Here is a 13888-nt window from a genome sequence, read left to right as displayed (position 1 = left end):
ATTGTGATTTTCTGATGTATAATTATTACATATAAAATCCTTTTAAAAATAGTAGTTTTGACAACTGAATTTTATAGAAACCGTTTCGAATCAAAAAAGTATACTAGTGAAAGAAAAGAGATATGATTATCTAATTGTAGGAGCAGGGTTGTTTGGGGGTGTTTTTGCTCACGAAATGACTAATCGGGGTAAAAAATGCCTTGTGATAGACAAGCGAGATCATTTAGGTGGAAACGTATATTGTGAAGAAAAAGAAGGAATTAATGTACATAAATATGGAGCTCACATTTTTCATACTAATGATAAAAAAATATGGGATTATGTAAATCAATTTGCAACTTTTAATAATTATATAAACTCTCCTTTATCATTGTCAAAGGGTAAATTGTATAACTTACCTTTTAATATGAATACGTTCTATCAGCTTTGGGGAACCAAGACACCGCAGGAAGCAAAAAATATTATAGATAAACAAGTAGCACAATATGGAGTAAAGTCTCCACAAAATCTAGAAGAACAGGCTTTATCTTTAGTGGGTAAGGATATTTATGAAACTTTTATTAAAGCGTATACTGAAAAACAATGGGGGAAAAAAGCAACAGAACTTCCTGCTTTCATTATTAAAAGACTTCCTGTTAGATATACGTATAATAACAATTATTTTAATGACATTTATCAAGGAATCCCTGTGGGAGGCTATAATGTGATTATTAATGGTTTATTAAATGGTATTGACACCAAAACAGGAGTAGATTTTTTTAAAGATAGAATAGATCTTGAATCTTTAGCAGATAAGATTGTGTATACTGGTAAGATAGATGAGTTCTTTGAGTATAAACATGGACAGCTAGAGTATAGGTCATTGCGATTCGAACACGAGCATCATAAGATAGAAAATTACCAAGGTAATGCTGTAGTGAATTACAATGATGCAAGTTATGCATTTACAAGGATTATAGAGCATAAACATTTTGAATTCGGAAAGCAAGATGGAACAATCATAACAAAAGAATATCCTGAGAACTGGGATAGAGGTAAAGAAGCATATTATCCTATTAATAATGATAGAAATCAAGAAATATTTAAAAAGTATAAAGAAGAATCACGAGAATTAGAAGGGGTGATTTTTGGAGGAAGATTAGCAGAATATCGCTATTATGATATGCACCAGATAATCGCATCATCTTTGTCCAAAGTAGAAGAAATATCAAGGATTAAACCACAATAAAGAAGGGGTTTAAAATTAGTTGTAAAACTATTGGTTTTTTTCAATTGGTATGTTAACTTTGTGTATCGAAGTATTGTGTAAATTTTACAATGAGTGATTTAATTGAAATTATTGATTCTCTTGAAAATAGAATAAGTAAGTTGCTTCATAAGTATGAATTGGTTAAGCAACAAAACCTAAGTCTAAAAGAGAAAATATCGAATTTGGAGTCTAATTCAGAACTTCAGATAGATCAATTAAAGCAGTGGGAAGAAAAATTCAGTGCGCTCAAAAATGCAAACGCAATACTAGGCAGTGACGAATATAAAAGGGAAACCAAGCTCAAAATAAACGCTTTAATAAGAGAGATTGATATGTGCATAGCACAACTTTCTGAATAAGTAAAATATGGCAGATAAGCTTAAAATTAAATTATCTATTGCAGATCGTGTATACCCATTAACGATTAATCCGGATCAGGAAGAAGGTTTACGAAAGGCTGCAAAAAAGATAGAAGCCATGATAAAGCAATTTGAGCAAAGTTATGCGGTTAGAGATAAGCAAGATGTATTGGCAATGTGCGCTTTACAATTTGCAGCACAAGTAGAACAAAAAGCTATAGATAAAGATGATGACACGGTTAATGTGGCTAATAGGTTAAATGAATTAAATAATTTGCTACACGAACATTTATCATAACGTTCTTTAAAATAAATAAGGTTACTGCCTGCACTAGTTGTTATTTTGATAAACTCAACAAGAATTAATTAAAAAGGGTGAGTTTAAGTTGTAAAAGCGCGCCGCCTTGAGCGGATTCTTGAGCAACTTGTTAGCCCTAAACCTGTTTTTACAGAGTTTATACAGAACCTTTGCTAGTGCAGGCTTTTTTTATATAAATACTAACATAAATTATGGATAATAATATTATATTTTTGATAGTTGCTGGGGTAGCAGGACTAATGATAGGGTTTATCATTGCCAAAGTTCTGGAGCGTAGCAAGGCGTCAGAAATTATTAAAAATGCTAAAAAAGCTTCCGAAAGTATTTTAAGAGATGCTAAAAGTGAGGGAGAGACAATTAAAAAAGACAAGATACTTCAGGCTAAAGAAAAATTTATTGAATTAAAATCAGAACATGAAAAGGTAATATTATCCCGAGATAAGAAGATGGCCGAAGCGGAAAAACGAACTAGAGATAAAGAATCTCAGGTTTCTAATGAATTATCTAAAAATAAAAAACTAAATATAGAGCTAGAAGAAAAGATTAAAGAAGGAGAGCAACGCAAGGATTATTTAGAAAAGAAACAAAGCGAACTTAAAAAACTTCATAAAAGCCAGGTACAACAACTTGAAGTTATATCAGGATTATCTGCAGAAGAAGCGAAAGAGCAACTTGTAGAGTCTCTAAAAGGACAAGCAAAGACTGATGCTATGGCAGTTATTCAAGATACCATTGAAGAAGCTAAGCTAACAGCACAGCAGGAAGCTAAGAAAGTAATAATAAATACTATCCAAAGAATAGGTACAGAAGAAGCAATAGAGAATTGTGTCTCAGTTTTTAATATTGAAAGTGACGATGTAAAGGGTAGAATTATTGGTCGAGAAGGTAGGAATATTAGAGCTATTGAAGCTGCTACAGGAGTTGAGATTATAGTTGATGATACCCCTGAAGCAATAATTTTATCTTGTTTTGACTCTGTAAGAAGAGAAGTGGCTCGATTATCACTTCATAAATTAGTGACAGATGGAAGAATTCATCCTGCACGAATAGAAGAAGTAGTACGAAAAACGAGAAAACAAATTGATGAAGAGATAATCGAAGTTGGTAAACGTACCGTGATTGATCTTGGTATACATGGATTACATCCAGAACTAATTAAGACTGTGGGTAGGATGAAATATAGATCTTCTTATGGTCAGAACCTTCTACAGCATTCAAGAGAAGTTGCTAAATTATGTGGTGTAATGGCTTCAGAATTAGGATTGAATCCTAAATTAGCCAAAAGGGCAGGGTTACTGCACGATATTGGTAAAGTTCCAGATACAGAAACAGAAGTGCCACATGCTATTCTTGGAATGCAATGGGCAGAAAAATATGGTGAGAAACAAGAAGTTTGTAATGCTATAGGGGCCCATCACGATGAGGTAGAGATGACATCTTTAATTTCACCTATCGTTCAGGTATGTGATGCGATTAGTGGTGCCAGACCAGGTGCGAGACGTCAAGTACTGGATTCTTATATACAAAGATTGAAAGATTTAGAAGGGATTGCCTTTGGGTTTGATGGAGTCAAGAAAGCTTATGCGATTCAGGCAGGTAGAGAACTTCGTGTAATTGTTGAAAGTGAAAAGGTGAATGATGAAAAAGCGGCTAGCCTTTCTTTTGAAATTTCTCAAAAAGTACAGACAGATATGACATATCCTGGTCAGGTTAAAGTGACCGTAATACGAGAAACAAGAGCAGTAAATATTGCTAAATAATATTTATAGAAATACGTATAAGCAAAGCGATAGTACTTAAGGGTAATATCGCTTTGTTGTTTTTGGTAATGAAATTCTTAGATTTAATAATGTTTCAAGTCTTAGGGGGTATAAAACATATTTTCTGTTGATCGCTTGGTGAGTTTGCTTGGAGAATTAATTTGTTATAGGATTAATCTCTATACTTTTTAATAATATTGTCTTTCCATTCCAGGGCTAATTCCAAAGTGTCAAATTGTTTGAATTCTTTGTTGAAGAAAGTTTTTTCGAGCTTTATTTGTATCTTTTGTTTAGGATCTGCAGATACTACAGCAAAGCCAATCATGTTAGAGATTTTAGCTGTTTCTAGGTATATAGTAGGATTTACGGCATAAGAATTAATGCGGTGAGTAATGTAAACAAAAGGCTTGTTTTTAAAATGTTTTTCTACTATTTGTAGTAAAACATCGTTGTGTTCTGGTGATACTGTGACTCCTTCTTTCATTACAGCCTTTACATAATCTTCATATATTTCTATATGACAAAAATAAAAATTGTATGAAGTGATCATTAGGTTTTTGTTAGCTTTTAACATGTGTTTTAGATACAAAAACAGGGTGAAAATAAAACTTTTTCATGCTATTTTACCGTATAATATATGAAAAAAACATGAATTAATTAAGAGGCTAAAACATGTCTCATATTAAATTCATGGCTATATTCGTTCTGTTTATTTGGGGTTGATGTTATTTAGTTAAGTAGCTCAACGGCTTTTTAATAAAGTTTCTTGGATGGATTACAAAAAAGACTGTTATCTCTAAAATAACAGCCTTTTTTGTAATTGTTATGCTTTGATGATTAGGATTCAGTAGATTCTTCAGCTTTTTTGATAGTAATTGTTAATTCACCAGAATCGTCATCCATATCCATGAATATACTATCTCCTTCTCCAAGCTGAGAATTTATAATCTCTTCTGCCAAAGCATCTTCTATATATTTTTGAATAGCTCTTTTTAAAGGTCTTGCACCATACTGTCTGTCAAAACCTTTTTCGGTAATGTAGTCCTTAGCTTTTTCGCTTAAGGATAAGTCGTACCCAAGATCTTTAATTCGGCCATATAGTTTATCAAGTTCGATATCAATAATTTTATGGATATCCTCTCGTTCTAATGCGTTAAATACAACAACATCATCTACTCGGTTCAGGAACTCAGGAGCAAATGCTTTTTTTAATGCATTTTCTATTACTCCTTTAGCATAATCTTCTGCTTGGGTCTTTTTGGCAGAAGTTCCAAAACCAACTCCTTGTCCAAAATCTTTCAGTTTACGCGCTCCAATATTAGAGGTCATAATAATTATAGCGTTTCTGAAATCAATTTTACGTCCAAGACTATCAGTAAGGTATCCATCATCTAGTACTTGAAGCATCATATTGAATACATCAGGATGTGCCTTTTCGATTTCATCTAATAGAATAACTGCATATGGTTTTCTTCTTACTTTCTCGGTAAGTTGGCCTCCTTCTTCGTAACCAACATATCCAGGAGGTGCTCCAATAAGTCTCGAAACTGCAAATTTCTCCATATACTCACTCATGTCAATACGAATAAGTGTGTCTTCACTATCAAAAAGCTCTCTGGCTAAGACTTTGGCTAACTGTGTTTTACCAACCCCTGTTTGTCCTAAAAATATAAATGACCCAATAGGTTTGTTAGGGTCTTTTAATCCGGCACGATTACGTTGTATTGCTTTTACGACTTTGGTAACAGCTTCATCCTGGCCAATAACTTTACCCATAATTAGATTAGGTAATTCGGCAAGTTTATTGCTTTCAGTCTGTGCAATACGATTAACAGGAATACCAGTCATCATAGAAACTACATCTGCTACGTTTTCTTCATCAACAGTTTCTTTATGTAATTTAGATTCTTTTTCCCATTGTTCTTGTGCAACTCCTAGTTCTTTCTCAAGATTCTTTTCGTCATCTCTAAGTTTTGCAGCTTCTTCGTATTTTTGTTTCTTGACTACACTATTTTTTAATTCTCTTACTTCTTCAAGTTTTTTCTCGAGATCAAGTACCTTCTTAGGAACATCAATATTAGTAATATGTACTCTAGAACCAGCTTCGTCCAGTGCATCAATAGCTTTGTCTGGTAAAAAGCGATCTGTCATGTATCTATTAGTTAGTTTTACACAAGCTTGGATAGCCTCTGGAGTATAACTAACATTGTGATGTTCTTCATATTTTTCCTTAATATTATTAAGAATTTCTATGGTTTCTTCAATATTTGTAGGTTCTACAATTACTTTTTGAAAACGTCTTTCTAATGCGCCATCTTTTTCTATATATTGACGATATTCATCTAGGGTTGTAGCTCCAATACATTGGATTTCACCTCTTGCTAAGGCTGGTTTAAACATATTCGAAGCGTCTAAACTTCCTGTAGCGCCACCAGCACCAACAATAGTATGGATTTCGTCTATAAAAAGAATGATATCATCGTTCTTTTCTAATTCGTTCATTACCGCTTTCATTCGTTCTTCGAATTGTCCACGATATTTGGTTCCTGCAACTAAGCTTGCCAGATCAAGAGTAACCACTCTTTTGTCAAATAGGATTCTAGAAACTTTTCGTTTCACTATTCTTAGAGCAAGTCCTTCTGCAATGGCAGATTTACCAACTCCGGGTTCTCCTATAAGGAGAGGGTTGTTCTTTTTACGTCTACTTAATATTTGAGATACACGCTCTATTTCTTTGGATCGTCCTACTACCGGATCGAGTTTTCCTTCTTCTGCCATTGCAGTTAAATCACGGCCAAAGTTGTCTAAAACAGGAGTTTTAGATTTTTTCCCTGCTTTACTTCCTCCAGAAGGAGAGTTAAAAGGATTTTCTTTGGATGAATCTCCTGTTAAATCATCATCATCTTCAGAGAAAGATTCTGCTTTTGGGTTATCTATATATTCTTCTTCGTTAGCAATCATAAACTTAAATTGGTCTTTAACATTATCGTAATCTACTTTTAAACGATTTAAAAGTTTTGTAGTTGGGTCGTTTTCATTTCTTAGAATACATAACAGAAGATGAGCAGTATTAATAGAAGAACTTTGAAATAGCTTAGCTTCCAAAAAAGTAGTTTTTAGTGCTCTTTCTGCCTGTCTGGTTAAATGTAAATTTTTTTTCTCGTTTGAGGCGACGGCTATATTTGGATTTGCAGGGCTAAGAATCTCGACCTTTCTTCTTAGATTGGTCAAGTCGATATCCAGCGCATCTAGAATATTAATAGCTTTACCACTTCCGTCACGTAGCAACCCTAGCATAAGGTGTTCTGTACCGATAAAGTCATGCCCTAATCTAAGAGCTTCTTCTTTACTGTACGCAATAACATCTTTTACTCTGGGCGAAAAATTATCATCCATAAAATTATTCTCTTTCTTTATAACTAAAATAGTAATTTTTAGAATTATATTGACAAAAACTATTCCTTTTAATCGATCATTAACATATATATATTGATAATAGGGTATTTTGTCATGCAATTTCAAGCTTTAAAAAAAACACTAGCTCCGAGACAGTGTCTTTTATGGTTTTTTTGCTTTTATTGGTAAATAGACAAAAAATGCTTTAATAATCAAAACCTATGATCGTAGACTTATTAACTATCTATATCCTTACTATTGTTAATAAATTACGTATATTAGATAGGTGATTGGCTGTTAAAACCGTCTTAATTTACTTAAATTAGCGCGTTTAATTAATCAATTTTTAGAATAAAATAATTTTTTATGGCTGATGGAGAAAAGCTTATACCTATCAATATAGAAGATGAGATGAAATCGGCATACATTGATTACTCAATGTCTGTTATAGTATCTCGTGCACTTCCTGATGTTAGGGATGGTCTTAAGCCCGTACATAGACGTGTTTTATACGGTATGTATGAATTGGGTGTTAAAGCAAGTAGTGCCCACAAGAAATCTGCAAGAATTGTAGGTGAGGTTCTTGGTAAATATCACCCGCATGGTGATACGTCTGTATATGATACGATGGTTCGTATGGCGCAAGAATGGAGTTTGAGATATATGTTAGTTGATGGCCAGGGTAACTTTGGTTCTGTGGATGGTGATAGCCCTGCGGCTATGCGTTATACAGAAGCAAGAATGCGTAAGATATCTGAAGATATGCTGGCAGATATCGAAAAAGACACTGTAGATCATACATTTAATTTTGATGATACTTTACAAGAACCAACAGTTCTGCCAACAAGAGTTCCGGGATTATTGATAAATGGAGCTTCAGGAATTGCAGTGGGTATGGCAACGAATATGCCTCCTCATAATCTAAGTGAGGTTGTTGATGGTACAGTTGCTTATATTGAGAATAACGATATTGAAATTGATGAATTAATACAATATATTAAAGCCCCGGATTTTCCTACAGGTGGAACAATCTATGGTTATGATGGTGTTAGGGAAGCTTTTAAAACAGGTAGAGGAAGAGTCGTTATACGAGCTAAAGCAAGTTTTGAAGAAGTAAACGGTAGAGAAAGTATAATCGTTACCGAGATTCCTTATCAAGTGAATAAGGCAGATATGATTAAAAAAACTGCTGACCTTGTTAATGATAAGAAGATTGAAGGGATTTCTACAATACGTGATGAGTCTGATAGAAACGGTATGCGTATCGTATATGTTCTTAAACGTGATGCAATACCTAATATAGTACTAAACCTTTTATATAAGTATACAGCCTTACAATCTTCGTTTAGTGTAAATAATATTGCACTGGTTAATGGAAGACCACAGTTGTTGAATGTAAAAGAAATGATTCATTATTTTGTCGAACACAGACATGAAGTAGTTGTTCGTCGTACAAAATATGAATTGAAAAAAGCCGAAGAAAGAGCTCATATTCTTGAAGGGTTAATTATAGCTTCTGATAATATTGATGAAGTGATCGCTTTAATTCGTTCTTCTGCAAATGCAGATGAGGCCCGCGAAAAATTAATAAAGCGTTTCAAACTTTCTGAAATACAGGCCAAAGCAATCGTAGAGATGCGTTTGCGTCAATTAACAGGTCTTGAGCAAGATAAACTACGTGCGGAGTATGATGAGTTGATGAAGACTATCGAAGACCTTAAGGATATTTTGGAAAAGAAGGAGCGTAGAATGCAAATCATTAAGGACGAGCTGGCAGAAATAAAAGAAAAATATGGTGATGAGCGTCGTTCTCAAATAGAATATGCAGGTGGAGACCTGAGTATAGAAGATATGATTCCGGATGAAAAAGTAGTAATTACGATTTCACATGCAGGATATATAAAAAGAACTTCTCTTAACGAATATAAGAAACAAAATAGAGGAGGAGTAGGACAAAAAGGAAGTACAACACGTAATGAGGATTTTCTCGAACATTTATTTGTAGGAACCAATCATCAGTACATGCTGTTCTTTACTCAGAAAGGAAAATGTTTCTGGATGAGAGTATATGAAATTCCGGAAGGAAGTAAAACTTCTAAAGGAAGAGCTATTCAAAATCTAATTAATATACATAATGACGATAAAGTGAAAGCTTTTATCTGTACTCAAGATCTTAAAGATGAAGAGTATATTAATTCGCATTATGTCATTATGGCAACGAAAAAAGGTCAGGTTAAAAAGACGTCATTAGAACAATATTCCAGACCGAGAACAAATGGTATTAATGCAATTACAATAAAGGATAATGATGAGCTTCTCGAAGCTAAGTTAACCGATGGTAAGAGTCAGGTAATGCTAGCAGTAAAATCGGGTAAAGCAATTCGATTTGAAGAAGAAAAGACTAGACCAATGGGACGTGGAGCCTCAGGAGTAAGAGGAATCCGACTTGCTGATGATAAAGATGAAGTAATTGGTATGGTAGCTGTTAATGAAATGGAAAGTAATATCTTAGTAGTTTCAGAAAATGGTTATGGAAAACGCTCTAAATTAGAAGATTATAGAATAACGAATAGAGGAGGTAAAGGTGTTAAAACCATTTCTGTTACAGATAAAACAGGAAGTCTGGTAGCGATTAAGAACGTTACCGATTTAGATGATCTTATGATTATAAACAAATCTGGGATCGCTATTCGACTTGCAATAGAAGATTTACGTGTAATGGGACGCGCAACACAAGGTGTACGTCTTATTAATTTAAAAGGTAAAGATTCTATTGCCGCAGTAGCAAAAGTTATGCATGACGAAGACGATATAGATCAGGATGAAGATATAGAAGATGTTGATTCTTCTGAGACAGATACTGATAATGCTTCAGATGGCACGAATATTGATAATGAAACAAAACAATAATTAAATCCCATTTTAAAAAAAACTCAAGTAATGAAGACTAAATTTATCGTAGTACTATTTCTAGCTGTTGGTGCTTTTGGATTCGCTCAAAAGAAAATCACACCAAAACCAGCATTAAAAGCAGCTGCCAAAGCCTTAAAATCTGGTAATATGGATGTGGCAGCAGAAGCATTGCAAGCTGCAGAAGGACAGTTGGATGCTGCCGATGATAAAATGAAAGCGCAGTATTATTTTTATAAAGGACAAGTTGTTGCAGCTTCAGCAAATGAATCTTTAGAGAAAATTGAAAGTGCGGCTAATGCTTATAATAAAGCAATAGAAATTGAAGCAGCGTCAGGAGCAGCTAAATATACAGTAGATGCATCACAAAAATTACAATTATTGCGTCAATCTTTAATCGAAAATGCAATTAAAGATCAGAATGCAAAAAACTATAAAGGAGCATCAGAAAAACTTTATTTAGGATATACAACTAATAAAGCTGATACTACATATTTATATTATGCAGCAGGTAACGCTGTTAATAATAAAGACTATGATACTGCTCTAAAATATTATAAGGAATTAAAAGACCTTGGTTTTAGCGGAGAAAAAAAGGAGTTTGTAGCAACGCATAAAGAAACTGGTAAGCTTGATGTTTTTGAATCTAAACAAATAAGAGACCTTTCTGTAAAATCAGGAGAGTATATTAAACCAGAAACTAAAACTTCTGAATCTAAAAAAGGGGAGATTGCTAAAAATATTGCCTTGATTTATATGAGCCAAGGAAAAGATGAAGAGGCTGTAGCTGCTATTGAAGATGCTAAAAAAGAAAACCCTGAGGATTCTGCATTAATGCAGGCAGAAGCTGATGTATATTACAAGTTAGGGAATATTGCTAAGTATAAGGAGATTATGGAACAGATCGTAGCTAACGATCCTGAAAATCCAGATTTACTATATAATTTAGGAGTTAGTGCTTCTCGTCTTGGAGACAATGATCAGGCAATGGGATACTATAAGAAAGCTTTAGAGTTAAAGCCAGATTATACTGCTGCTCAAATTAATATTGCTTCTATAATTTTAAGTGGAGAAACTAAGATTGTAGATGAGATGAATGGTTTAGGAACATCTTCAAGCGATAATAGGAAATATGAAGAACTAACAAAAAAGAGATCAGAATTATATAAAACAGCTGTTCCTTACCTTGAAGGAGCTTTAAAAAGTAATCCTGATAATGTAGAAGCTATTCGTACATTGATGAATATATTTTATCAATTGGATGATCCTAAAGCTGGTGAAATGAAAGACAGACTTAAAGCTTTAGAAGGAGGTAACTAATAATAGAGCTTTTCAATAATCATAAAAAAAACCGGAATATATATTCCGGTTTTTTTTATGATTTATTTGCACACTTATAGAATAGTACCCTAGATTGAATACTGTTATTTATCTAAGTTCGGCTCCTAATTTATTTTCAAAATTATACTGTAACTTGTTCATGATTTTATCGATTTGTTTATCGGTAAGTGTTTTATTCTCGTCTTGCAAAATGAAGCTTACAGCATACGATTTTTTCCCTTTTGGTAGGTTTTTACCTTGGTACACATCAAATAAGTTTACATCTTTTAAAATTTGTTTTTCGGTTTGCTTGGCGATAGTATGAATTTCTTCAAACTTTATAGAATCATCCAATAACAAGGCAAAATCACGACGCACTTCAGGAAACTTTGGGATGCCTGTGTACTTTATTTTATTGTGTTTTGCATATTCCAAGATAACATCCCAGTTAAAATCGGCATACAATACTTCCTGAGAAATAGAGAAATGTTTTAATACCGATTTTTTTAATATTCCAAAATCAACTAATTGAGCTTTGCCAATACTTAAAGAAAGACCTTCTGCAAAAACATCATTCTTTATAGGAGAAGTTTTTAACCTTGTTAATCCTAAACGCTCCAAAACAGAGTATACTATTCCTTTTAGGTAAAAGAAATCACTTGTTTGCGAACTCATGGTCCAGGTTTCTTTGGATCTATCTCCAGAAACAATAATGCTTAAGTGTTTGTTTTCTATTCTTTTATCTTCGTAATTATGATATGTTTTTCCAAACTCAAATAATTTAAGATCCGATCGCTTTCTATTGCTGTTATATGATACAGCTTCTAATCCCGAAAATAACATAGATTGTCTCATTACTGCCAAATCATTACTAAGTGGATTTAGCATTTCGACATTATTTTCATCTTTAAGTTGTTCACTCAAGGCAATATAATGAGGAGAGGTAAGCGAGTTGGCTAACATCTCATTAAATCCCTGACCAACAAGTTGATTTGATATCGTGTTTTGCACATTATGGTCAGAAAACTTATCAATATTTGATATAGAAGCATTTAATTTCTGAGTAAAACCTATAGTATTATACCCGTATACTCTAAGGATTTCTTCTATAACATCAACTTCTCTTTGCACATCATTTCTGTATGCCGGAATAGTAAGGCCTATACCTGTCTCAGTTACACTATTGATTTTAATGTCTAACGAAGTGAGAATCCTCTTAATAGTATCTTGAGGTATTTCTTCGCCAATTAATTTTGTAGCATTTTCAAAAGATAAAATTACCTGAAAATCTTCAATCTTTTTTGGATATAAATCCATGATTTCGCTAGAAATATTTCCTCCTGCAAGCTCCTGTATCAATAGAGCAGCTCTTTTAAGGGCATATTCGGTGATATTTGGATCAATACCTCTTTCAAATCTAAAAGAAGCATCTGTATTTAGACCATGTCGTTTTGCTGTTTTACGAATACTAATAGGATCAAAATATGCGCTTTCTAAGAAAATCGAAGTTGTTCTTTCTGTTACCCCCGAGTTTACTCCTCCAAATACACCAGCAATACAAAGAGGTTTTACAGCATCACAGATCATAAGATCTTCCTGATGCAATTCTCTTTCTACTTCATCTAGAGTTGTAAATTTAGTACCGGCATCTAATGTTTTTACTTCAATTTTATTTCCTTCAATATAATGTGCGTCAAATGCGTGTAATGGCTGTCCTAGCTCATGTAAAACATAATTAGTAACATCTACCACATTGTTTTTTGGAGTAATTCCAATCGCTTTCAATCTATGTTGCAACCAGGCGGGAGATTCACTTACTTTAATATCAGAAATTGTTACACCACAATATCTAGGTGCTAGTACAGTATTTTTGACCTCGATGTCAATTTTATTTAGCCTGTTTTCTACTCTAAAATTACTTACTGATGGAGTAATGAGTTCTAAATTAAGATCTTTTTGTAGTAATCCTGCTTTAAGATCACGCGCAGTACCCAAATGACTCATTGCATCTGCACGATTAGGAGTTAATCCAATTTCAAACACAGAATCATTTTCAATATCAAATATGTCCGAAGCTTTAGTTCCTACAGTGATATCAGTACTTAAAACCATAATCCCATCATGACTTTTTCCTAACCCTAATTCATCCTCGGCGCAGATCATACCATGGCTTTCTTCGCCTCTTATTTTTCCTTTTTTTATGACCCATTCTTCACCTTTATCATTGTAAAGTTTTGTGCCAATAGTTGCAACAGGAACTTTTTGCCCAGCAGCAACATTAGGAGCGCCACAAACAATCTGAACTGGCTCACCACTACCTAAATCTACTTTGGTAATTTTAAGCTTATCTGCATTTGGATGTTTTTCGCAATTAAGAACTTGCCCTACAATAACACCTTCTAGTCCTCCTTTTACACTTTGATAGGACTCTATTCCTTCTACCTCCAATCCTAAATCGGTAAGGAGTTCTCCGGTTTTTTCTGCATCCCAATCGATATTAATAAATTGCTTCAGCCAGTTATACGAAATCTTCATTTGTGATCTTTCTAAATTCAGGTGGTAAAGATAATATATT

The 13888-nt window shown here is 33.6% G+C and carries 9 protein-coding genes and 1 other RNA gene; 7 read left to right on the top strand and 3 right to left on the bottom strand.

Annotation, left to right across the window (positions count from 1 at the left end; genetic code table 11):
* Positions 1-106: 106 nt before the first annotated feature.
* The 5 genes from glf (at position 107) to rny (ending at position 3687) form a co-directional block, all read left to right on the top strand.
* Entirely contained in the window at positions 107-1228 is a 1122-nt protein-coding gene (gene glf / locus AAFU52_RS24030; protein WP_024772606.1) for a UDP-galactopyranose mutase, read from the top strand.
* 89 nt (positions 1229-1317) lie between these two features.
* A complete protein-coding gene (locus tag AAFU52_RS24025; RefSeq protein WP_024772607.1) occupies positions 1318-1608 on the top strand; it encodes a hypothetical protein in 291 nt (96 codons plus the stop codon).
* A gap of 7 nt (positions 1609-1615) precedes the next feature.
* Positions 1616-1906, top strand: coding sequence for a cell division protein ZapA (locus AAFU52_RS24020; protein WP_024772608.1), 291 nt, complete (start codon positions 1616-1618; stop codon positions 1904-1906).
* A gap of 52 nt (positions 1907-1958) precedes the next feature.
* Positions 1959-2065, top strand: a non-coding RNA gene (gene ssrS, locus AAFU52_RS24015) — 6S RNA.
* A gap of 53 nt (positions 2066-2118) precedes the next feature.
* Complete coding sequence (gene rny / locus AAFU52_RS24010) at positions 2119-3687, top strand: ribonuclease Y (protein ID WP_024772609.1); 1569 nt, start codon at positions 2119-2121, stop codon at positions 3685-3687.
* 172 nt (positions 3688-3859) lie between these two features.
* On the opposite strand, the gene AAFU52_RS24005 is transcribed toward rny, so the two are convergent.
* Positions 3860-4261, bottom strand: a complete 402-nt coding sequence (locus AAFU52_RS24005; RefSeq protein ID WP_241461446.1) for a hypothetical protein — start codon at positions 4259-4261, stop codon at positions 3860-3862.
* A gap of 263 nt (positions 4262-4524) precedes the next feature.
* Positions 4525-7083 carry an ATP-dependent Clp protease ATP-binding subunit gene (locus tag AAFU52_RS24000; protein WP_024772611.1) on the bottom strand — a complete coding sequence of 853 codons (2559 nt, stop codon included), beginning with the start codon at positions 7081-7083 and terminating at the stop codon, positions 4525-4527.
* Between the two features lie 366 nt (positions 7084-7449).
* Between AAFU52_RS24000 and gyrA the strand changes: the two genes are divergently transcribed.
* A complete protein-coding gene (gene gyrA / locus AAFU52_RS23995; RefSeq protein ID WP_024772612.1) occupies positions 7450-9993 on the top strand; it encodes a DNA gyrase subunit A in 2544 nt (847 codons plus the stop codon).
* Positions 9994-10023: 30 nt separating this feature from the next.
* Positions 10024-11313: a tetratricopeptide repeat protein gene (locus tag AAFU52_RS23990; RefSeq protein WP_024772613.1), complete on the top strand. Its 1290-nt coding sequence runs from the start codon at positions 10024-10026 to the stop codon at positions 11311-11313.
* A 108-nt stretch (positions 11314-11421) separates the two neighbouring features.
* On the opposite strand, the gene pheT is transcribed toward AAFU52_RS23990, so the two are convergent.
* The gene (gene pheT / locus AAFU52_RS23985; protein WP_438423939.1) at positions 11422-13848 is read right to left on the bottom strand and encodes a phenylalanine--tRNA ligase subunit beta; all 2427 of its coding nucleotides are present in this window, start codon (positions 13846-13848) and stop codon (positions 11422-11424) included.
* Positions 13849-13888: the final 40 nt, after the last annotated feature.

The organism is Aquimarina macrocephali (assembly GCF_051627225.1).
Taxonomy (GTDB): domain Bacteria; phylum Bacteroidota; class Bacteroidia; order Flavobacteriales; family Flavobacteriaceae; genus Aquimarina; species Aquimarina macrocephali.
This window is presented reverse-complemented; position numbering and strand designations above follow the sequence as displayed.